Origin of the sequence: Methylobacterium sp. CCH7-A2, from assembly GCF_001557075.1 — a bacterium.
Classification (GTDB): domain Bacteria; phylum Pseudomonadota; class Alphaproteobacteria; order Rhizobiales; family Beijerinckiaceae; genus Allobosea; species Allobosea massiliensis.
In genome coordinates this window covers 1-19,316 of the sequence record NZ_LSKN01000170.1, presented here as the reverse complement: position 1 = coordinate 19,316, position 19,316 = coordinate 1, and the positions used below count along the sequence as shown (strand labels likewise).

Here is a 19,316-nt window from a genome sequence, read left to right as displayed (position 1 = left end):
TCGCTGCATCAAGGCCGGTGCCGAGGTCATCGGCCCGCCGGTGGCGGTGCCCATCGCGCGCAGATCCTCCATCATGTCGCGCGTCGCCAGCGCCATGCCGATCGAGGCTTCGGTAAAGGGCTTGCCCGTCGGGCCGATGACCTCGGCACCGGCCTTGATGCAGCGATCCGCGAGCGGAATGTCCGAGGTGATGACGATCGCGCCGCGGGCGACGCGCTCGGCGATCCAGTCATCGGCCGCATCGAACCCGCCCGAGACGACGATGCGCTCGATCCAGGGCTCGCGCGGCAGCATCATGAAGCTGTTGGCCACGACATAGACATGCAGCCGGTGCCGGCCGGCGACCTTGAAGACCTCGTCCTTCACCGGGCAGGCGTCGGCATCGACATAGATCGCGATCGGCGCGGGCTTCGGGGGTGCAACGAGTTCCATCGCCGGGAGCCATGACAGGCCGGCCCACCCGGGGCAACCCTTCCGGTTTACGGGCGCTTTATGCTTGCGCACGCTCTTCCGCATCGCGCGCTTATGCGGATGGGACCTAAACCGGTCGCCTCTCAGGAGGTGACCATGACCATCTCATTTCCCACTTCGCATACCCGCCGGCAGCAGCGCATCCGCGCGGTCTATGGCGCGCTTGCGACGCCGCGCCGCCCTGCGTCGCCGCAACGTGCCGGCATCGCGCGCCGCTTCCTGCTGGCCGAATGGACAGCGCTGGCCTTCTTCGCCCTGATGGCGGGCGGCATCATCGCCCTGCGCGCCTGGGCCGCGGTGAGCTGAGGAGCGTGACGATGGGCCGGTCCCGTTCCCTCCAGCCGCCGCACAGCGACGCCAGCCACCTCTTCCTCGTCGGTCGTTCCCGAGCCGGCTTCTGGGTCGCCCGCGATCTCGAAGGTGTCTCGGAAGGCATCTTTCGCGACAGGAAGGACGCCATGCGCTTCGCGCTCTTCGAGGGCGGCCATGCCAATGCGGTGATGCTCTCGCCCCACCCGGTCGAGCCGAGCTTCGGCCGGGGCACCCGCTGAGCGGTGATGCAGGGGCTGATAAAAGCGCCCGCCGGCTGGCGCGCGACCTCGCCGAAATCCACAGCGTCGCGGCCGGTGCCCTGCTCGACCAGTTCCGCGAGGTCGGCATCACCGACCCGGCCGACATCGCGCGGCGGCTGAACCGGCGTGGCTTTCCCTGCTTCGGCCGCCCCCGCTGGACCGCCGGCGCGGTGCGGGCGCTGGAGCGCCGCCGTGCCCGCGGCGCTGCCGAATGACGCGCCCGCCAGAAACAGCGTGCGCCCGACGGCGGTCTGGCCTAGGATCGGGGCCTGCTTCGACATGACGAGCCCCGGACCCTGCCGGGCCGGCCGCGGCAGGCGAAAGCCGCCCGCATGATCGAACCTCGCTTCAGCGTCCATCGCGATCCAGGCCAGGCCTGACTCGAACCCGAGATCCACCGGGGGCGCGATCCCGCGCCCTCAGACCCAAGGGAGACCGACCATGGCAAAAGGCGAACAGCGCGGAAACCGCGAAGCCAAGAAGCCGAAGCAGGACAAGCCGAAGGTGACGGCGGCGGCGCCCTCGACCTTCGCGGCAGCCGTCGCGCGCGCTGCGGGGCCGAAGAAGAAATGATCCGCTTCCGGACCATCGACCCGGCCGAGCAGGCCAGGGCGGACGAAAAGGCCGCTGCGGCCAAGCCGGCCATTGCCGCCCCCGCACAGACCGAGCCGGTCGAAGACGGGCAGCAATCGCCGGAAGATGAGGCGACCGACCCCGCGGCCCCCAAGGCCAAGGGCCTCGCCCGCAAGACGCCGCTGCGCGCCAGGAAGCCGGACACCTCCGGGCTGTTCCGGGACTGAGAGCACGGCAGACCGAGACGGCGCGGCCCGAGCGGGCGCGCCGCCATTGGCTCACACCTCGACCACCTCGTCGGTCCAGACTTTGAAGCCGGTCAGCGTGTTCGGCCCGAAGGTGGTGGCGATGGCGACATCGGCCGCATCGCGGCCGCGCGCGATCAGCACGCGCCCGATCCGCGGGACATTGTTGCGCGGGTCGAACATCTGCCAGCCGCCCTCGAGATAGGCTTCGAAGGATGCTGCGAAATCACCCGGCGGCCAGGGCGGCGGCGTGCCGACATCGCCGAGATAACAGGTGCAGTAGCGCGCCGGGATGTTCATCGCCCGGCAGAACGCGATGGCGAGATGGGCGTAGTCGCGGCAGACGCCCCGCCCTTCCGCATAGGCGTCCGAAGCCGAGCGCGTCACGCTCGCGTCGTTGTAGTTGAAGGCGATGCGCTGGTTGACGAAGTCGCAGATCGCCTGGACGCGCGGCGCCCCCGGCGGCGTCGTGCCGAACAGCTCCCAGGCGAGATCGAGCAGCCGGTCTGAACCGCAGAAGCGGCTCGCCAGCAGGAAGACGATCGCCTCTTCCGGCAGATCCTCGACCGGCACCTGCCCGGCGCTGCGATCATGCGCCTCGGGCAGACCGCTGTCGGAAATGACAGCATCCGCCGTGATCCGCATCCTGCCCTGCGGAGCGACCAGCCGCGTGCACCAGTTGCCGAAGCCGTCCCGATAGGCCCTGACCGGCACGGACGGCCTGATGCGCATGTAATCAGGCGTTTCGAGATCCGAGAACCGGCTGAAATGCACGTTCAGCATCAGGATCAGCGGGGTCGGCTGGGGAAAATCGTAGTCGAGCTCGTAGCCGATCCTGAGTTTCACGGAACCGCCTTCCGCGCGCCGCTGGCACGCTGGTGATGAGTGGCCCCCGGCCGCCTTCCATCAGCATGCACCTTTCGCGCCCTTACCGATACGGCTGAACGGTAGCTCCAATTCGCGCCGCTGCTGGCAATGATCACGCAGTCTCGCTTGCGATGGGCGCTTATGAGTCCTAAACCACGCGCGCGCCCGCCGCGGCGTGCCCTCGTCCGAGATCCGGAGATCACTCCCATGGCCTTCCTTGCCGACGCCCTCAAGCGCGTGAAGCCGTCTGCGACCATCACCATCACGCAGAAGGCACGCGACCTGAAAGCGCAGGGCAAGGACGTGATCTCGCTCTCCGTCGGCGAGCCCGATTTCGACACGCCCGACAACATCAAGGAGGCGGCCATCGCCGCCATCCGTCGCGGCGAGACCAAGTACACCCCCGTCTCCGGCATCCCGCAGCTGCGCGAGGCCGTGGCCCGCAAGTTCAAGCGCGAGAATGGCCTCGATTACAAGCCGAGCCAGACCATCGTCTCCACCGGCGGCAAGCATGTCATCTACAACGCCCTGCTCGCCACGCTGAACCCGGGCGACGAGGTCATCTGCGTCTCGCCCTACTGGGTCTCCTATCCCGAGATGGTCGCGCTCTGCGGCGGCACCCCGACCTTTGCCGAGACCAAGATCGAGAACGAGTTCAAGCTCCAGCCGGAAGAGCTCGAGCGCGCGATCACGCCCAAGACCAAGTGGGTGATCCTGAACTCGCCGTCGAACCCTTCGGGCGCCGCCTATAGCCGCGCCGAGATGAAGAAGCTCACCGATGTGCTGATGCGCCACCCCCATGTCTGGGTGCTCACCGACGACATGTACGAGCACCTCGTCTATGGCGAGTTCGAGTTCGTCACCCCGGCGCAGGTCGAGCCCGGCCTCTACGACCGCACGCTGACCATGAACGGCGTCTCGAAGTCCTACGCCATGACCGGCTGGCGCATCGGCTACGCGGCCGGCCCGCAGCATCTGATGAACGCCATGGACCTCGTCCAGGGCCAGCAGACCTCGGGCACCTCGGCGATCTCGCAATGGGCCGCCGTCGAGGCGCTGGATGGTCCGCAGGACCACCTCCCCGTCTTCAAGAAGGCGTTCGAGCGGCGCCGCGACCTCGTCGTCTCGATGCTGAACCAGACCCGCGGCCTCGTCTGCCCGAAGCCCGAGGGCGCCTTCTACGTCTATCCCGACTGCTCGGCCCTGATCGGCAAGACCATGCCCAACGGCAAGGTCATCGAGACCGACGAGGATCTGGTCATGGGCATCCTGGAGGCGGAAGCCGTCGCCGCGGTGCACGGCTCCTCCTTCGGACTCGGCCCGAACTTTCGCATCTCCTACGCCACCTCGGACGAGAAGCTGGAAGAGGCCTGCCGCCGCATCCAGCGCTTCTGCGCCGAGCTGCGCTGAGCGGAACCGTCATTGCGAGCGCAGCGAAGCAATCCAGAAAGTCTCGCGCGACGGCTCCTGGATTGCTTCGTCGCTGACGCTCCTCGCAATGACGTCGATGCCATCTTGAACCGCCGTATCCTCATCGCGGGAGCGGCGGTTCTTCTATTGCCGTGCCGGGCGCAGGCGCAGGTGCCGACCACCCTGGCGCCCCGGGAAGCGCTCGATGCGGCGCGCGCAGGCACCCTTCTTCTCATCGATATCCGCACGCCCGCCGAATGGCGCGACACCGGCCTGGCCCAGGGCGCGATCGCGCTCGATGTCGAGACGCCGGCCTTCGAGGTCAGGCTGGCCGGCCTGCGGCTGGACCATCGCGGCAAGCGCATCGCCCTGATCGACCGCAGCGGCGCGCTCAGCGCCTCGACACGCGACAAGCTCGCCGGACGCGGCTTCCGCGACATCCTGGCGGTGCGCGGCGGCATGCTCGGCCCCGGCGGCTGGCTGGCCGAGAAACTGCCGGTGGCGGCCTATCCCTGAGGCGCCGTCATGCTCGGGCTTGACCCGAGCATCTCAGGGCGCCCGTGAACGAGCGTGTTTTTCCGCCCTGAGATCTTGGGATCTTCGCTGCGCTGCGCCCGAGAATGACGCGTGGGCTCAGCCTCCGCTCTGGTCCTTCAGCAAATCCGGCCGCCGTTCCCGCGTGATCCGCTCCGCCTCGGCCCGCCGCCATTTCGCGATGCGGGCATGGTCGCCCGAGAGCAGCGCCTCGGGCAGGCCCCGGCCCTCCCATTCGCGCGGGCGGGTGTAGTGCGGATATTCGAGCAGGCCATTCTCGAAGCTCTCGTCCTCGCCCGAGAGCTCCTTACCCATCACGCCGGGGATCAGCCGCACGCAGGCATCGAGCAGGACGAGCGCCGCCATCTCGCCGCCCGAGAGGATGTAGTCGCCGATCGAGACCTCGGCCAGCCCGCGCCCCTCGATCACCCGCTCGTCGACGCCCTCGAAACGCCCGCAGACGATGACGACGCCCTCGCCCGCCACCCAGTCGCGCACCTGGCGCTGCGCCAGCGGCCGCCCGCGCGGCGACATCAGCAGCCGCGGGCGCATATCACCGGCTGGAACGGCGGCATCGATCGCCGCGCCCAGCACATCGCAGCGCAGCACCATCCCCGCCCCGCCGCCCGCTGGGTTGTCGTCGACATTGCGGTGCCGGCCAATGCCATGGTCGCGGATCTGGTGCGTCTCCAGCGACCATAGCCCGCGCCGCAGCCCCTCGCCCGCGAGCGAGACGCCGAGCGGCCCCGGGAACATCTCCGGATAGAGGGTGAGGACGGAGGCGCGGAACGGCATGGAGAAAACCTTAGTGAGCTCGCGCTGGAACCTCTTCGTCATCCTGGGCGCCCGAAGGGCGTCCCGGGATCCATCATAAAGCGATGTCGATCTCTATAATGGATCCCGGAGCTGCGCCGCTTCGCGGCTTGTCCAGGATGACGGCTTGATGAGGGGCGAACACTAACCGAAGCGCAACGCCGGCAACCGGTCCAGCGCGTTGAAGTCCGTCGCCGAGGCGACGACGTTGTCATAAGCCGCGAAGCCCTCGGCGCCGAGCATGGTCAGCATGGCCACCGCCCGCATGCCGGCCCGCCGCGCCGCCTCGACGCCATTGGGCGCATCCTCGAAGACGAGGCAGGTCTCCGGCGCCACGCCCATCCGGCGCGCCGCCTCGACGAACATGTCCGGATGCGGCTTGCCGCGAAAACCCTGCGAGGGCGAGATGATGGTGGCGAATTCGGCGCGCAAACCGAGCGTATCGAGCACCAGCGCAATGTTCTCCGGCGGCGCGGCGGAGGCCACCGCCATCGGCACGCCGCAACTGCGGGCGCGCGCCATCAGCGGCAGCAGCCCCGGCAGCGGCGTGACATGGGGCCGGTAGGTCTCGCGGTAGAGGGCCTCCTTGGCCTCGCCGAGCCGCGCGATCTCGTCCGGGCTGGCTCCGGGAAAATAGGGCCCGACGATCTCGCCGACCGCCATCCCGGCCGTGGTCCGGAAGAAGGCCGGCCGGTCGAAGGGCAGGCCGTGCGCGCGGTGCCAGTTCTCCCAGGCGTCGTCATGGAAGCGCATATTGTCGACGATGGTGCCGTCCATGTCGAAGATCAGTGCGCCGGCCGGCTGGTCCCAGGCCTTCGTGCTGGAGGGATTCGGCTCAGTCGTCATCGTCGGCCTCGAACAGCCCCTCGGGCGGAACCGCCTCGATCCGCCGGGCGGCGATGTCGATGCGGGGCGCGAAGGCCTTGGTGAACGGCATCAGCACGGAGCGGCCATCGGGCAGCAGAATGTCGAGCAGATCGCCCGCGCCATAATTGGCGACGGTGGTGACCGTACCCAGGACCACGCCGTCCGGGCCGACGACCGCGCAGCCGATCAGATCGGCCTGCAGGAATTCGTCCTCGTCCTCGGGGGCCGGAATCCGGTCGCGCGCGACGTAGAGGTTGACGCCGTTGAGGCTCTCGGCCGCCTCGCGGCTGGTGATACCCTTGAGGCGAGCGACCACGACCTCCTTGGCCGGGCGGATCTCGGCGATCTCGAAGCGTCGGCCCTTCTCGTCGGTCAGCGGCCCGTAATCGGCGATCGCCAGCGGATCGCCGGTGAAGGCCTTGATCCGGACCTCGCCCTTGATGCCATGCGCGGCGCCGATGACGCCGAGCAGGATGAGATCGTCGTCAGCGGCCATGCGCCCCCTCCTCGAGAAGAGGTGCGGCCGTCATGCTCGCCCCTGTGGCGAGCATCCACGACTTGAACTCAGGTCGCGACCAGCGAAGACGTGGATGGTCGGGACAAGCCCGACCATGACGAACGGCATCGCGAGCCTGAGGCCGCATCACGCCTCGGCTTCGGCCGGAGCGGCGCTCTTCTCGGCCTTGGCGGCGGCGCGCTCCTTGGCCTTCTCGCCGGGCTCGGCCTTCTTCGGGTTGTTGCGGGCCGGGCGCTTGGCGAGGCCGGCGGCGTCCAGGAAGCGCAGCACGCGGTCGGTCGGCTGGGCGCCCTTGGCGAGCCACTCCTTGGCCTTCTCGACGTCGAGCACGACGCGCTCCGGCGAATCCTTCGCCTTCATCGGATCATAGGAGCCGATCTTCTCGATGAAGCGGCCATCGCGCGGCGAGCGGGCATCGGCGACGACGATGCGGTAGTACGGGCGCTTCTTGGCGCCGCCACGGGTCAGGCGGATCTTGAGGGACATGCGCGTTCTTCCTTGGTTTTTGAACGTTTTGGGCGTTGCGGTGGGAAATCAGGGCTTGTTGTCTTCGACCAGCTGGTCGATCGCGGCCCAGGGATCGTCCTTCATGCCCGTCGAGGTGAAGATCTCGAGATCGATCGAGCCGTCTTCCAGCACGTCGATCTCCCAATATTCACCCGGCGCATGCACGAGGAAGGAGAAGGCGTCGTCGCGATAGGACGACGTCTCATACGACAGGTTGGCCTCGTCGAGACGGGCCTTGACCTGCTTGAACACGTCGAACATGCCGACGCGCATTTCGGTGGGCTTGGTCACTTCTTCTTGCCTCCGAAGGGGTTGGAGCCCCCCAGCCCCGGCAGGCCGCGGCCCGGCTGGCCGCCGAGACCCGGCAGCTTCGGCATCATCCCAGCCGGCGGCGTCACGCCCTTGGGCAGGCCCGGGAAGCCGCCCGGAGGCAGCCCCGGCATGCCGCCGCCCGCGCCGAGCTGCTTCTGCAGTTCGGCGAGCTGGGCCGGATCCATCTTCGAGGGGTCGGGCATGCCGGGCGGCAGGCCGCCACCGCCGATACCGAACATGGCACCGAGCTTGCCGAGCATGCCGCCCTTCTGCTTGCTCATCGCCTTCATCATGTCGGCCATGCCGCGATGCATCTTGAGCAGCTTGTTGATCGCCTCCGGCGAGGTCCCGGAGCCGGCGGCGATGCGCTTCTTGCGGCTGTTCTTGAGCAGGTCGGGGTTCTTGCGCTCGGCCGGGGTCATCGAGTCGATGATCGCGATCTGGCGGCGGATCATCTTGTCGTTGACGCCGGAATTGGCGAGCTGGCCCTGCATCTGTTTCATGCCGGGCAGCATGCCCATGACGCCGCCGAGCCCGCCCATCTTCTCCATCTGCTGGAGCTGCATGCGCATGTCGGCGAGGTCGAAATTGCCCTTGGCGAGGCGCTGCGCCAGCGCCTGGGCCTTGTCGGCATCGACCGTCTCGGCCGCGCGCTCGACCAGGCTGACGATGTCGCCCATGCCGAGGATGCGATTGGCGACGCGGGACGGGTGAAAATCCTCCAGCGCATCGATCTTCTCGCCCGTGCCGACGAGCTTGATCGGCTTGCCGGTGACTGCGCGCATCGAGAGCGCCGCGCCGCCGCGGGAGTCGCCGTCCATGCGGGTCAGCACGATGCCCGTGAGACCGACGCGGGCATCGAAGGCGCGCGCCGTGTTGACGGCATCCTGGCCGGTCAGCGCGTCGGCGACGAGTAGCACCTCGTGCGGGTTCGTCGCCGCCTTCACCTCGGCGACCTCGGCCATCAGCGTGTCGTCGAGCGTGACGCGGCCGGCGGTGTCCAGCATCACGACATCGTAGCCGCCGAGACGGGCGGCCTCGATCGCGCGCCGCGCGATCTGCACGGCCGACTGGCCGGCGACGATCGGCAGCGTCTCGACGCCGACCTGCTTGCCGAGGACGGCGAGCTGCTCCATCGCGGCCGGGCGGCGCGTGTCGAGCGAGGCCATCAGGACGCGCTTCTTGGCACGGTCGGTCAGGCGTTTGGCGATCTTCGCCGTGGAGGTGGTCTTACCTGAACCCTGAAGACCGACCATCAACACCGGCACCGGCGGCACGGCGTCGAAGGTGATGCCCTCGCCGTCGCCGCCGAGCATGTCGATCAGCGCGTCGTTGACGATCTTGATGACCTGCTGGCCGGGCGTGACCGACTTCAGCACCTCGGCGCCGACGGCCCGCTCGCGGACCTTGTCGGTGAAGGAGCGCACGACCTCGAGCGCGACGTCGGCCTCTAGCAGGGCCTTGCGCACCTCGCGCAACGCGGCGTTGACGTCCTCCTCGGTCAGCGAACCCCTGCGGGTCAGCCCGGAGAGGATGCCTGATAGCCTGTCGCTCAGAGTGCCGAACATGCGGACCTGCTTGCTTGCCTTCAGGGACCGGCATCGCGAAGCCTCATCGCCAAACGGTTTCGCGCCCGAGGGCGCGGACGCGCTGTCGGGCGTTGACCTCCGGGCTCGTGAAGCCGCGAGGCGGCCCGGTCGGCTGATGCGGTCTCGACGATGTCGGCGAAACGGATGGCGCGGTTAAAGCGGCAGATTGTGGCGAAAGTCAAGGTTGGCGCCCTGCCGGCAGCAATCTCGCCATGATGGGACGCTAGCGGCGCGGACACCCCAGCGATGCCGGACCCATCCTCGCTCATGCGCCCTCTTCTCTTGATTGCCGCCCTCGCCCTCCTCGCCGCCGGCTGTGCCTCCGAGCCGCGCCGCGAGACGCCGCTCGATCCCCGCGCCGCCGCACGCCTGGAAGCCGTCACGCTCGATCCCGCGGAGGCCGGCCGCATCTTCAACGCCTACCGCGCCAGCCAGGGCCTTGGGCCTGTCAGGCTCGACCCCACACTGATGGCCATGGCCCAGCGCCAGGCCGACGCCATGGCGCGCGCCAACACGCTCTCGCATGACGCCGCCGGCAGCTTCGCGTCCCGCGTCCATGCCGCCGGCCTCGATGCGGCGCGGGCGGCGGAAAATCTCGGCGGTGGCTACTATTCGACCGAGGAAGCCTTCTCCGGCTGGCGCGCCTCGTCGGGCCATGACGCCAATCTGCGCATGAAGGAAGCCACCCGCTTCGGCATCGCGCTGGCGAAGGACCCGCAGACGCGCTACCGCGCCTGGTGGGCGCTTGTCGTGGCGGGCGAACCGGAGAAGCGCGTCGAGATGTCGGCCGGGCCCGTCGGCTGGTTCGGCTCGAACCGGCCGACGCGCTGACTATGACACCGGAGCGATGGCCATGATCGTTAGCAAGCTCACCAGCAAGGCACGGACGACGATTCCACACGAGGTCCGCGAGGCGTTGGGTCTTCGGAACGGTGATCAAATCGCCTATGCGGTCGAGAGAGATCGCGTCGTCATCACCAAGGCATGCGAGATGCAGACCGAATCGCCTCTAGCGACCTTTGACGAATGGGGCAGCGCAGCAGACTGCAAGGCCTATCGAGGTTTGTGAGCAGATAGACGTCGTCTGAACTGGCTCCCTTTACAAACCGCTGCGGTTGGGGATGGCTCGCCCGGCGCCACTGGAAACAGCCTCATGACCTTCGAAACCTGGGCTGCCTTCGCCGCCGCCACCGCCGTCCTGCTCGTCATTCCCGGCCCGACGATCCTCCTCGTCGTCTCCTATGCGCTCGGCCAGGGCTGGCGCACGGCGCTGCCGACGGCGGCCGGCGTCGCGCTCGGCGACTTCACGGCGATGACGCTCTCCATGCTCGGCGTCGGCGCCCTGCTGGCAACCTCGGCCACCGTCTTCACCGTGCTGAAATGGGCGGGCGCGGCCTATCTCGTCTGGCTCGGCATCAAGCTCTTCCGCGCCGGCGGCACGCTCGACGCCAGCCCGCGAGAGGACGCCGTCTCGTCGCTGAAGATGCTCGGTCATGCCTGGTTGGTCACGGCGCTGAACCCCAAGAGCCTCACCTTCTTCGTCGCCTTCCTGCCGCAGTTCCTCGATCCGAAGGGGGATTTCTGGACGCAGATGCTGATCTTCGAGGTGACCTTCGTGACGCTCGCCGCCGCCAACGCCTTCGGCTACGCGCTCATCGCCTCCCGCGCCCGCGCCGTCGTCAGCAGCCCGCGCGCCATCCGCGCCATCAACCGGACCGGCGGGACCCTGCTGATCGGGGCCGGCATCGCGACGGTGGCGATGCGGACCGGCACGCGCTGACGGCGAGACCGATCATGACCGCCCGCGACACCGCCACGCTCGACTTCTACGCCGCCGAGGCCCAGGCCTATGCGGGGCGCTCCCGCGAAGCCGAGCATGCCCGCATCGCCGCCTTCGCCGCGGCGCTGCCGCCCGGCGCCCGCGTGCTGGAACTGGGCTGCGGCGGCGGTCACGACAGCGTCGCGCTGCTCGACCGCGGCCTCGATCTCGTCGCCACCGACGGCTCGCCGGAACTGGCCGAGCAGGCCAGCCGGCGTCTCGGGCGGCCGGTCGGGGTGCTGCTCTTCGAGGACATCGACGCGACCGAAGCCTTTGACAGTGTCTGGGCCAATGCCTGCCTGCTGCACGTGCCCCGCGCGGCACTGCCCGGCATCCTCGCGCGCATCCACAGGGCGCTGAAGCCCGGCGGGCTGTTCTATGCGAGCTTCAAGGCGGGCACGGCCGAGGGGCGCGACCGCTTCGGCCGCTACTTCAACTACCCCTCGCCGGACTGGCTGCGGTCCGCCTACGGCCCCGAGCGCTGGCAGAGCCTCGTCATCGGCGAGGACACCGGCGGCGGCTATGACGGCGAGCCGACGCCCTGGCTCCATGTCACGGCAATCAAGGGCACTGCGGTCACGAGCACGGCGGTCAAGCGACCGTGAACGAGGCCGGCTTGACCCGCGGCGGCGCGAACCCACCTTCTGCGGCATGAACCGCCGCAAGCTCCTCACCCTCCTCGGAATCCCTGCCGTGCTCGGCACCGGCAGCGCCGCCTGGGCCTCGATCTCGCGCTCGCGCAATCCCTATTACCAAGGCCCCGTGACCGAGAACTTCAACGGAACCGTCTTCACCGACGGCCGCCCCGTGACCAAGGGGCTCGCCGACGTGCTGAAATGGCAGACCTCGAAGCGCGATCGCGAGACGTTTCCCGAGAGCTACCCCGCACCGCCCAAGGACAGGCCGCCCGCCCGCGTCGAGGGCGTCCGCATCGTCCATCTCGGCCACGCCTCCTTCCTCTACCAGATCGGGGGTCTCAACCTGCTGATCGACCCGGTCTATTCGCTGCGCGCCAGCCCGCTCAGCTTCATCGGCCCGCGCCGCGTCAACGAGCCGGGTGTCGCCTTCGACGACCTGCCGCGCATCGACGCGGTGCTGATCACGCACAACCATTACGACCATCTCGACATCGAGACGCTGGCGCGGCTGCACGAGCGCGACCGGCCGCGCATGATCATGCCGCTCGGCAACGACACCATCGTCAGGGCCCGCATTCCGGAAGCCCGCGCAGAGGCGCATGACTGGTCGGCTCGCTTGTCCCTGTCCGACCGCGTGAGCACCACCCTGGTTCCAAGCTACCACTGGTCGGCGCGCGGCGCCTTCGACCGGCGCATGGCGCTCTGGTGCTCCTTCGTGCTGGAGGGCGGCGGCGCCCGCATCTTCCACATCGGCGACACAGGCTACCATGACGGCTCGCTCTACCGTCGCCTCGGTTCCGAACTCGGCCCCTTCCGCCTCGCGGTCCTGCCGATCGGCGCCTATGAGCCGCGCTGGTTCATGCGCGACAACCACATGAACCCGGAGGAGGCGGTCCAGGTCATGCTGGCACTGCGCGCAGAAGCGGCGCTGGGCCACCACTGGGGCACCTTCCAGCTCACCGACGAGGGCATCGAGCGACCGCCGGCCGCGCTGGCCGCGGCGCTGGCGGCCGCCGGCCTTCCCGAGGAGCGCTTCCGCGCGATGCGGCCGGGACTGAGCTGGCAGGCCTGAACTGGCAGGCCTGAGATGACGCTCCTGATCAGCGCGGCTGGACGTAGACGTTGATTTCGAGATTGGGGTCGGCCGGATCGGTGAGATCCCCGACATATTCCTCGAGGAACGCGTCCTTCACCGTGATGCTCTTGGCCTCGAGATAGGCCGTGATCGTCTCATAGGTCGAGTCGATGTCGTCATAGGGCGCGACATGGACGAAGCGCAGCGAGGGCCCGGCCGGCGTCAGCCCCGGGCGCACGCCATTGCCGAAGGTGGCGTTGCGCTCGCCCTCGGGCGCAGGACCGACCGGCAGCATCGCCTCGTAGCGGAAGCCATTGTCGTCGGTCTCCAGGAACAGCGTCAGCGGCCGTCCGGCGACCGGCAGGCGCGCACGCTCGGCCTCCTGGCGCAGCACGCGGAAGCTCTCGGCCAGCCGCTTGAAACCCTCGTCCCAGCTCGCAGCCCCCGAAAGCTTGAGCACAGGCTTGGCCACCAGCAGCACCTCATCGACATCGCTCTGGTCGCCGCGCTTGCCGGCGAGCGTTGCGTTCGGGTCGATGGTCCCGGTCTGCTGCTGAAGCGTCGGCGGCTGCACGGGCTGGACGGGACCGGGCGCGGGCAGGGTCGGCGGCGGCTGCACGGGCTGCGGCTCCAGCGGAACCTGCGGCGTCGGGGCAGGCCGGACAGGCTCCGGCGTCACCGGAAGCGTCGGGGCCGGCGCCGGCTGGACCGGCTGCGGGCCGGGAACGGGCTCGGGAACGGCTGTCGGGGGCGTCGGCACGGGAGCGGGCTGCACCTGGGCAGGCACGGGCTGGGCGGGCACAGCGGCACCGGGTGGCGGCGCGAGCGGCGCCGATTCGACGGCGCCGGGCGGCGCGACCCGCGTCTGGGCGACGGCGACGCCGCCGACGCTCAGGAGGGCGGCGAACGCCCCGACAGCGATCCAGAAATGCTGCATCGTCAACGTCCTGCCATGGAATAGGGCGCCAGTTTCGATTCGCGCTCTTGCAGCGCAATATGGAGCATCCACTTACGACAGGAAATCATCGCGGGGATGGCTTTTTCACGTCGCCTCCCTCATAGACCAGCCAGTCATGGGATATGTGACGGAATGAACGCTCTCGCCCATCGCCGGTTCCTGAAGATGAACGGTCTCGGCAACGAGATCACCGTGCTCGACCTTCGCGGGACGAAGCTGCGCGTCGCCGAGAGCGATGCCCGCGCCATCGCGGCTGAGCCGCGCGCGCATTTCGACCAGCTCATGGTCCTGCACGATTCCATCACGCCCGGCACCGACGCCTATGTCCGGATCTACAATACCGATGGCTCCGAGGCCGGCGCCTGCGGCAACGGCACGCGCTGCGTCGCCTGGGCGATGCTGGCCGACCCCATGATGGGCGATGCCGCCAAGACCGCACTGACCCTGCAGACCAAGGCCGGGCTGCTGCCGGCCAAGCGCGACAGCGACCTCGTCTTCACCGTCGACATGGGTGCGCCGAAGCTCGGCTGGGAGGACATCCCGCTGGCGGAGCCGTTCCACGACACCGCGCATTTCGAGCTTCAGATCGGCCCGATCGACGATCCGATCCTGCACACGCCCTGCGCGGTCAACATGGGCAACCCCCACGCCGTCTTCTTCGTCGACGACCCCTATCGCTTCAATCTCGAGCAGATCGGCCCGCTGCTCGAAAACCACCCGATCTTTCCCGATCGCGCCAATATCGAGCTCGCCGCCGTCACCGCGCCGGACCATATCGTGCTGCGCGTCTGGGAACGCGGCGCCGGCATCACCCGCGCCTGCGGCTCGGGCGCCTGCGCGGCCCTCGTCGCGGCGGTGCGCCGCGAGCTCAGCGCGCGCAAGGCCGTGGTCAGCCTGCCCGGCGGCGACCTCACCATCGAATGGCGCGAGAGCGACGGCCATGTCCTGATGACCGGCCCCGTCGAATTCGAATGGGAGGGCACGCTCGCCCCCGAACTGTTCGAGACCGCCGCCTGATGACCCTCGAGGTCGTCACCTTCGGCTGCCGCCTCAACATCGTCGAGGGGGAGGCGCTCCGCCGCCAGGCGGAAGCCGCGGGCCTCACCGACCTCGCCGTCGTCAACGCCTGCGCCGTCACCGCAGAAGCCACCCGGCAGGCCCGCCAGGCGGTGCGCCGGCTCCACCGCGAGCAGCCCGGCCGACCGGTCATCGTCACCGGCTGCGCCGCGCAGATCGAGCCCGAGCGTTTCGCGCAGATGCCGGAAGCTGCCCGCGTGATCGGCAATGCCGAGAAGCTGGAGCCGACGACCTGGGCGGCGCTTGCCCGCTCGAACAGCCTCGGCGCCACCGACACCGACCCGCGCGACAAGATCGCGGTCGGCGACATCATGGCCCGCACGCGGCTCGCGCCGGTCGAAGCCGGCCGCGCCGCCCGGCAGACGCGCGGCTTCGTCCAGGTCCAGAATGGCTGCGACCATCGCTGCACCTTCTGCGTCATCCCCTTCGGCCGCGGCAATTCGCGCTCGCTCGCGCCGGAGGCCGTCCTGGCGCAGTGCCGCGCGCTGCTGGAGGGCGGCGCGCGCGAGATCGTCCTCACCGGCGTCGACCTGACCAGCTATGGCCGCGACCTAGACCAGACCCCGCTGCTCGGAAGGCTGGTGCGCCTGATCCTGCGCGAACTGCCGGAGCTGCCGCGCCTTCGCCTGTCCTCGATCGACGCCGTCGAGGCCGACGACGATCTGCGCGAGGCGCTCGCCAGCGAGCCGCGGCTGATGCCGCATCTGCATCTCTCGCTCCAGGCGGGCGACGACCTGATCCTGAAGCGCATGAAGCGCCGTCACGGCCGCGACGACGCGATCCGCTTCTGCGCGGAGATCCGCTCCTTGCGGCCCGACATCGCCTTCGGGGCCGACCTCATCGCCGGCTTCCCGACCGAGGACGAGGCGATGTTTGCCCGCTCGCTCGATCTGATCGGCGAATGCGGACTGAGCTATGTCCATGTCTTTCCCTATTCCGCTCGCCCTGGCACGCCGGCCGCGCGGATGCCGCAGCTTCCGGGGCCGGTCGTGGCGGAACGCGCGGCGCGGCTGCGGGAAGCCGCGGGCGCAGCCCATGCCGCGCATCTCGCCGCCCGCCTCGGCCGGCCACTGACGGTGCTGACCGAGCGCGGCAATACCGGCCGCGCCCCGGACTTCACGCTGGTGCGCTTCCGGCGGGAGACCGCGCCCGGTGAAATCCTTGCCGTGTCCGCCGCGGCGGCCGACGGGCGCGCCCTGATCGCGGCCTGAGACCTCAGCCCGCGCGCGCCGTCCCGCCGACGCGGTGGACCTGATTGTTGCAGTAGCCGCGCGGATTCCAGACGATCTCGGGCGGCTGGACATGGCCCTGCGCATCGCGGGCCTGGGCGAGCACCGACAGCGCCCCTTCCCGCTCGACGACGAACTCCGCACGAAAGCGCCTCCAGGCGAAGGGCCCCTCGCTCTCCTCCAGCGCCGCTTCATGCCAACTCACGCCACCATTACTGGAGACGCGGACACCCGCGAGCGGGATCGCGCCGCTCCAGCCGAAGCCGGTCACCGTCAGGGTTTCGCCGCAGGTGACGGTAAAGCCCTCCAGCGGCGCGGTGATCAGCGATTTCACGGGCATGTCGGTGATCACGGCGAAACGGCTCGGATCGAGCGGCTCGCCGGGTGCGACCGGAGCCGTCGGCAGGCGGTAATTCGTCCCGCCCATCTTCTCGCCGTCATGCTCCTTGGCGCATAACTCGATCCGGTCGAGCCATTTCTGCCAGGCGGAGCCGGGAAAGCCCGGCGCGACGATCCGCAGCGGCCCGCCATGCAGACGCGGCAGCGGCTCGCCGTTCATCGCAAAGGCGATCAGCGTCTCCGGCGCCATCGCCTTGGCGATGGGCAGCCCGCGCGACAAAGCCGGCCGCGACGGATCGGCGATCATCCGGTCCGGCGCATGATGGCCGGTATAGACCGCCGTCTCCCGCACGCCGGCTTCCGACAGCACATCCGCGAGGCGCACCCCGGTCCAGCGCGCGCAGCCGACGGCGCCGAGCCGCCAGGGCAAACCGTCTGTCGCGGGAAAAAACTGCGAGCGGCCATTGCCGGCGCATTCCAGCACCGCCGTCAGCGTCACCGTCTCGAAGCGCGCGCGCAGCGCATCCAGCGTCCAGCGCGCGGGCCGCTCGACCTCGCCATCGATCGTCAGCGTCCAGTCGTCGTCCGGTGGCAGGGCCGGCACATCGCCATTGTTGCGGACGAAGAACGCGTCGGCCGGCGTGATGAGATCGGCGAGCAGCGCGATCGGCGGCTCGGCATTCAGCGCGGGGTCTTCATGGACATGCAGCCCCGGCTTGGACGCGCGCAGTTGGGCCAGTTCGGTCGAGAGAGGGGTCAAGCGGCCGATCTCCGTTCGGGACTGAAGGCGAACCGGCAGGGTCGCCTGTGACAATCCGATCGGGAGCATGATCGCGGGGCAGCACTGTGGCAACGGGCAGCCACCCTCTTCCAGCCCAAGCGTTCAGCCCTTGCTCGCGACCTCCTCGCGCAGCGCCCGCCGCAGCACCTTGCCGACATTGGTCTTGGGCAACGCTTCGCGGAAGAAGATCTGCTTGGGCACCTTGTAGCCGGTCAGGCTCTCCTTGCAGAAGGCGCGCAGCTCGTCGGCCGTCAAAGCCGGATCGCGGCGCACGACGAAGGCGGTGACGGCCTCGCCGGAATGCTCGTCCGGCAGGCCGACAACCGCGGATTCGAGCACGCCCGGATGGGTGGCGATCACGTCCTCGACCTCGTTGGGGTAGACGTTGAAGCCCGAGACCAGGACCATGTCCTTCATCCGGTCGACGATGCGGACCTGCCCGTCCGGCTGCATCACCCCGATGTCGCCGCTGCGGAAATAGCCGTCCGGCGACATCACCTTGGCGGTCTCGTCGGGGCGGTTCCAGTAGCCGACCATCACCTGCGGACCGCGGATGCAGATCTCGCCGGATTCGCCGATGGGCAGGTCGTGCCCCTCCGCATCGCGGATCGCAACCTCGGTCGAGGACAGCGGATAGCCGACCGTGCCGGAGAACTCGGAGATGTCGGGCCGGTTGATCGTGGCGACCGGCGAGGTCTCCGAGAGGCCATAGCCTTCGATGATCGGCCGGCCCGTCACCGCCTTCCAGTGCTTGGCCACGGCGGCCTGCGTCGCCATACCGCCCGACACGGCGAAGCGCAGCTCGTCGAAATTCACCTGGGCGAATTCGGGATGGTTGGCGAGCGCGTTGTAGAGCGTGTTGACGCCGGAGATCAGCGTGAATCGGCTGGCCTTCAGCGTCTTGACGAAGCCGGCGATGTCGCGCGGATTGGCGATCAACAACCCTTTGGCGCCGATGCGCAGCATGAACAGGCAGCAGCAGGTCAGCGCGAAGATGTGGTAGAGCGGCAGCGCCGTCACCATGACGTGCTGGTAGTCGCTGCGGCCGAGCGGCGGCTCCAGCGCCCAGCCGAGCCACAGCCCGCATTGCTCGACATTGGAGGCGACGTTGCGGTGCGACAGCGTCGCGCCCTTGGCGACGCCGGTCGTCCCGCCGGTGTATTGCAGGAAGGCGATGTCGTCCGGCGTCACCGTCACAGGCGTCATCGCGTCCGAGCCCGCCAGCACGGTCGCCAGCGGCACGAAGCCCGGCAGGTTGAAGGGTTTCACGACCTTCTTGATTCGCCGCGCGACGAAATTGACGATGTGGCCCTTGAAGCCCATCAAATCGCCCGCCGTCGCGACGACGACGCGTTCGATCTTGAGCTGCGGCTTCGCCTCCTCGACGACATGGGCGAAGTTCTCGATCACGACGAGCACGCGTGCGCCGGAATCGTTGAGCTGATGCGCCAGCTCGCGCGCCGTATAGAGCGGGTTGACGTTGACGACGGTGTAGCCCCCGAGCAGCGCGCCGAAGATCGTCGCCGGATAGGCCAGGATGTTCGGCATCATCAGGGCGATGCGGTCGCCCTTGCGATAGCCCTGCGCCTGCAGCCAGGCGGCGAAGGCCCGCGCGGCGCGGCCGGTCTCGGCGAAGCTGATCGCCTTGCCGAAGCTCTCGAAAGCGGGACGTGTCCCATAGGTCTGGCAGGCGCGGGCGATCAGATCCGCCAGCGTACCGGGATCGCCGATCTCGGGCGGCACGGCCGGGGGGTAGTGGGCGAGCCACGGGCGCGGCTCGGGCTTCGCCTGGGTGGCGGCAGTCGCGTTCATCGTCGTCCTCCCCATCGCCCGGCTTTCACCCGCGAGGCGGGCAGCCGATGCCGTTTTTCAAGCCCTTACACTGCGGAACAGCGTGGACGGGCGCAAGGCCCGACACAATGCTTATCCGCAGAAAGGTTCATATGTAAACTGAATTGCGGGCGGCTCATCCTTCTTTGAAATCGGACAGCCGAAATCTCCGCCGCCTTCCGGCGTCGGTTGGTGACGAGAGGCAGCGGAGCGCCGCGAGGCGCGGGGGTAGAAATCCGCATCCGTTGAGCCAGGATGCGGCGCGGATGGATTGAGCCACCATCCGCACGCCC

The 19,316-nt window shown here is 68.9% G+C and carries 24 protein-coding genes; 13 read left to right on the top strand and 11 right to left on the bottom strand.

Annotated elements, in window-relative coordinates:
* Nucleotides 1–432, bottom strand: a 432-nt coding sequence (locus tag AX750_RS13120) for a YaiI/YqxD family protein (protein WP_067254387.1), incomplete at its 3' end; no start/stop codon positions are given.
* A gap of 135 nt (nucleotides 433–567) precedes the next feature.
* Here AX750_RS13120 and AX750_RS13115 point away from each other — a divergent pair.
* From AX750_RS13115 to AX750_RS13105, 4 genes are all read left to right on the top strand, one after another.
* A complete protein-coding gene (locus AX750_RS13115) occupies nucleotides 568–777 on the top strand; it encodes a hypothetical protein (RefSeq protein ID WP_066721809.1) in 210 nt (69 codons plus the stop codon).
* Nucleotides 778–788: 11 nt separating this feature from the next.
* The gene (locus tag AX750_RS13110) at nucleotides 789–1,022 is read left to right on the top strand and encodes a hypothetical protein (RefSeq protein ID WP_066721807.1); all 234 of its coding nucleotides are present in this window, start codon (nucleotides 789–791) and stop codon (nucleotides 1,020–1,022) included.
* Nucleotides 1,023–1,484: 462 nt separating this feature from the next.
* A complete protein-coding gene (locus tag AX750_RS27060) occupies nucleotides 1,485–1,616 on the top strand; it encodes a hypothetical protein (RefSeq protein WP_280939902.1) in 132 nt (43 codons plus the stop codon).
* The gene (locus AX750_RS13105) at nucleotides 1,613–1,843 is read left to right on the top strand and encodes a hypothetical protein (protein WP_066721806.1); all 231 of its coding nucleotides are present in this window, start codon (nucleotides 1,613–1,615) and stop codon (nucleotides 1,841–1,843) included. Before AX750_RS27060 ends, AX750_RS13105 begins: the two co-directional genes overlap by 4 nt.
* A gap of 51 nt (nucleotides 1,844–1,894) precedes the next feature.
* Here AX750_RS13105 and AX750_RS13100 read toward each other — a convergent pair whose 3' ends face one another.
* Nucleotides 1,895–2,707, bottom strand: a complete 813-nt coding sequence (locus AX750_RS13100) for a transglutaminase family protein (protein ID WP_066721805.1) — start codon at nucleotides 2,705–2,707, stop codon at nucleotides 1,895–1,897.
* A gap of 228 nt (nucleotides 2,708–2,935) precedes the next feature.
* Between AX750_RS13100 and AX750_RS13095 the strand changes: the two genes are divergently transcribed.
* Both AX750_RS13095 and AX750_RS13090 read left to right on the top strand, forming a co-directional pair.
* Nucleotides 2,936–4,138, top strand: coding sequence for a pyridoxal phosphate-dependent aminotransferase (locus AX750_RS13095; RefSeq protein ID WP_066721804.1), 1,203 nt, complete (start codon nucleotides 2,936–2,938; stop codon nucleotides 4,136–4,138).
* A 171-nt stretch (nucleotides 4,139–4,309) separates the two neighbouring features.
* Nucleotides 4,310–4,654 (top strand): rhodanese-like domain-containing protein, encoded by a 345-nt coding sequence (locus AX750_RS13090; protein WP_066721803.1) that lies wholly within the window; start codon nucleotides 4,310–4,312, stop codon nucleotides 4,652–4,654.
* A 117-nt stretch (nucleotides 4,655–4,771) separates the two neighbouring features.
* Here AX750_RS13090 and trmD read toward each other — a convergent pair whose 3' ends face one another.
* The 6 genes from trmD to ffh form a co-directional block, all read right to left on the bottom strand.
* Nucleotides 4,772–5,509, bottom strand: a complete 738-nt coding sequence (trmD, locus tag AX750_RS13085; RefSeq protein WP_066721802.1) for a tRNA (guanosine(37)-N1)-methyltransferase TrmD — start codon at nucleotides 5,507–5,509, stop codon at nucleotides 4,772–4,774.
* Nucleotides 5,510–5,629: 120 nt separating this feature from the next.
* Complete coding sequence (locus AX750_RS13080) at nucleotides 5,630–6,331, bottom strand: HAD family phosphatase (protein WP_066721801.1); 702 nt, start codon at nucleotides 6,329–6,331, stop codon at nucleotides 5,630–5,632.
* Nucleotides 6,321–6,848, bottom strand: coding sequence for a ribosome maturation factor RimM (rimM, locus tag AX750_RS13075; protein ID WP_066721799.1), 528 nt, complete (start codon nucleotides 6,846–6,848; stop codon nucleotides 6,321–6,323). The genes AX750_RS13080 and rimM overlap by 11 nt, the downstream gene beginning before the upstream one ends.
* Nucleotides 6,849–6,995: 147 nt before the next feature.
* Entirely contained in the window at nucleotides 6,996–7,355 is a 360-nt protein-coding gene (rpsP, locus tag AX750_RS13070; RefSeq protein ID WP_066721797.1) for a 30S ribosomal protein S16, read from the bottom strand.
* A gap of 48 nt (nucleotides 7,356–7,403) precedes the next feature.
* Nucleotides 7,404–7,667 carry a hypothetical protein gene (locus AX750_RS13065; protein ID WP_066721795.1) on the bottom strand — a complete coding sequence of 88 codons (264 nt, stop codon included), beginning with the start codon at nucleotides 7,665–7,667 and terminating at the stop codon, nucleotides 7,404–7,406.
* Nucleotides 7,664–9,256, bottom strand: a complete 1,593-nt coding sequence (gene ffh, locus AX750_RS13060; protein WP_066721793.1) for a signal recognition particle protein — start codon at nucleotides 9,254–9,256, stop codon at nucleotides 7,664–7,666. The genes AX750_RS13065 and ffh overlap by 4 nt, the downstream gene beginning before the upstream one ends.
* Nucleotides 9,257–9,544: 288 nt before the next feature.
* Between ffh and AX750_RS13055 the strand changes: the two genes are divergently transcribed.
* The 5 genes from AX750_RS13055 to AX750_RS13035 all read left to right on the top strand — a co-directional run bounded on the left by AX750_RS13055 (nucleotide 9,545) and on the right by AX750_RS13035 (nucleotide 12,806).
* Nucleotides 9,545–10,108, top strand: coding sequence for a CAP domain-containing protein (locus AX750_RS13055; RefSeq protein WP_197426645.1), 564 nt, complete (start codon nucleotides 9,545–9,547; stop codon nucleotides 10,106–10,108).
* 16 nt (nucleotides 10,109–10,124) lie between these two features.
* A complete protein-coding gene (locus AX750_RS13050; RefSeq protein ID WP_245282391.1) occupies nucleotides 10,125–10,346 on the top strand; it encodes a type II toxin-antitoxin system PrlF family antitoxin in 222 nt (73 codons plus the stop codon).
* Between the two features lie 84 nt (nucleotides 10,347–10,430).
* A complete protein-coding gene (locus tag AX750_RS13045) occupies nucleotides 10,431–11,057 on the top strand; it encodes a LysE family translocator (RefSeq protein WP_066721783.1) in 627 nt (208 codons plus the stop codon).
* Between the two features lie 14 nt (nucleotides 11,058–11,071).
* The gene (locus AX750_RS13040; protein ID WP_066721781.1) at nucleotides 11,072–11,701 is read left to right on the top strand and encodes a class I SAM-dependent methyltransferase; all 630 of its coding nucleotides are present in this window, start codon (nucleotides 11,072–11,074) and stop codon (nucleotides 11,699–11,701) included.
* Between the two features lie 46 nt (nucleotides 11,702–11,747).
* The gene (locus AX750_RS13035) at nucleotides 11,748–12,806 is read left to right on the top strand and encodes an MBL fold metallo-hydrolase (RefSeq protein ID WP_066721780.1); all 1,059 of its coding nucleotides are present in this window, start codon (nucleotides 11,748–11,750) and stop codon (nucleotides 12,804–12,806) included.
* A gap of 28 nt (nucleotides 12,807–12,834) precedes the next feature.
* Here AX750_RS13035 and AX750_RS13030 read toward each other — a convergent pair whose 3' ends face one another.
* Nucleotides 12,835–13,746, bottom strand: a complete 912-nt coding sequence (locus AX750_RS13030) for a GyrI-like domain-containing protein (RefSeq protein ID WP_066721779.1) — start codon at nucleotides 13,744–13,746, stop codon at nucleotides 12,835–12,837.
* 153 nt (nucleotides 13,747–13,899) lie between these two features.
* Here AX750_RS13030 and dapF point away from each other — a divergent pair, with 153 nt between their 5' ends.
* Nucleotides 13,900–14,784: a diaminopimelate epimerase gene (dapF, locus tag AX750_RS13025; protein ID WP_066721777.1), complete on the top strand. Its 885-nt coding sequence runs from the start codon at nucleotides 13,900–13,902 to the stop codon at nucleotides 14,782–14,784.
* Complete coding sequence (gene mtaB, locus AX750_RS13020) at nucleotides 14,784–16,055, top strand: tRNA (N(6)-L-threonylcarbamoyladenosine(37)-C(2))-methylthiotransferase MtaB (protein ID WP_066721770.1); 1,272 nt, start codon at nucleotides 14,784–14,786, stop codon at nucleotides 16,053–16,055. The genes dapF and mtaB overlap by 1 nt, the downstream gene beginning before the upstream one ends.
* A 4-nt stretch (nucleotides 16,056–16,059) precedes the next feature.
* Here mtaB and AX750_RS13015 read toward each other — a convergent pair whose 3' ends face one another.
* A complete protein-coding gene (locus AX750_RS13015) occupies nucleotides 16,060–17,172 on the bottom strand; it encodes a sulfite oxidase (RefSeq protein WP_066721768.1) in 1,113 nt (370 codons plus the stop codon).
* Between the two features lie 123 nt (nucleotides 17,173–17,295).
* On the bottom strand, nucleotides 17,296–19,005 hold the full coding sequence (locus AX750_RS13010) for an AMP-binding protein (protein WP_066721766.1): 1,710 nt from the start codon (nucleotides 19,003–19,005) through the stop codon (nucleotides 17,296–17,298).
* Nucleotides 19,006–19,316: the final 311 nt, after the last annotated feature.

Coding starts and splice junctions, on each gene's coding strand:
- AX750_RS13030 (WP_066721779.1), bottom strand. CDS start 13,746: ATGCAGCATTTCTGGATCGCTGTCGGGGCGTTCGCCGCCCTCCTGAGC.
- AX750_RS13055 (WP_197426645.1), top strand. CDS start 9,545: ATGCGCCCTCTTCTCTTGATTGCCGCCCTCGCCCTCCTCGCCGCCGGC.
- ffh (WP_066721793.1), bottom strand. CDS start 9,256: ATGTTCGGCACTCTGAGCGACAGGCTATCAGGCATCCTCTCCGGGCTG.
- rpsP (WP_066721797.1), bottom strand. CDS start 7,355: ATGTCCCTCAAGATCCGCCTGACCCGTGGCGGCGCCAAGAAGCGCCCG.
- AX750_RS13045 (WP_066721783.1), top strand. CDS start 10,431: ATGACCTTCGAAACCTGGGCTGCCTTCGCCGCCGCCACCGCCGTCCTG.
- AX750_RS13080 (WP_066721801.1), bottom strand. CDS start 6,331: ATGACGACTGAGCCGAATCCCTCCAGCACGAAGGCCTGGGACCAGCCG.
- AX750_RS13040 (WP_066721781.1), top strand. CDS start 11,072: ATGACCGCCCGCGACACCGCCACGCTCGACTTCTACGCCGCCGAGGCC.
- AX750_RS13115 (WP_066721809.1), top strand. CDS start 568: ATGACCATCTCATTTCCCACTTCGCATACCCGCCGGCAGCAGCGCATC.
- AX750_RS13105 (WP_066721806.1), top strand. CDS start 1,613: ATGATCCGCTTCCGGACCATCGACCCGGCCGAGCAGGCCAGGGCGGAC.
- rimM (WP_066721799.1), bottom strand. CDS start 6,848: ATGGCCGCTGACGACGATCTCATCCTGCTCGGCGTCATCGGCGCCGCG.
- AX750_RS13050 (WP_245282391.1), top strand. CDS start 10,125: ATGGCCATGATCGTTAGCAAGCTCACCAGCAAGGCACGGACGACGATT.
- AX750_RS27060 (WP_280939902.1), top strand. CDS start 1,485: ATGGCAAAAGGCGAACAGCGCGGAAACCGCGAAGCCAAGAAGCCGAAG.
- AX750_RS13110 (WP_066721807.1), top strand. CDS start 789: ATGGGCCGGTCCCGTTCCCTCCAGCCGCCGCACAGCGACGCCAGCCAC.
- dapF (WP_066721777.1), top strand. CDS start 13,900: ATGAACGCTCTCGCCCATCGCCGGTTCCTGAAGATGAACGGTCTCGGC.
- AX750_RS13035 (WP_066721780.1), top strand. CDS start 11,748: ATGAACCGCCGCAAGCTCCTCACCCTCCTCGGAATCCCTGCCGTGCTC.
- AX750_RS13095 (WP_066721804.1), top strand. CDS start 2,936: ATGGCCTTCCTTGCCGACGCCCTCAAGCGCGTGAAGCCGTCTGCGACC.
- AX750_RS13010 (WP_066721766.1), bottom strand. CDS start 19,005: ATGAACGCGACTGCCGCCACCCAGGCGAAGCCCGAGCCGCGCCCGTGG.
- mtaB (WP_066721770.1), top strand. CDS start 14,784: ATGACCCTCGAGGTCGTCACCTTCGGCTGCCGCCTCAACATCGTCGAG.
- trmD (WP_066721802.1), bottom strand. CDS start 5,509: ATGACGAAGAGGTTCCAGCGCGAGCTCACTAAGGTTTTCTCCATGCCG.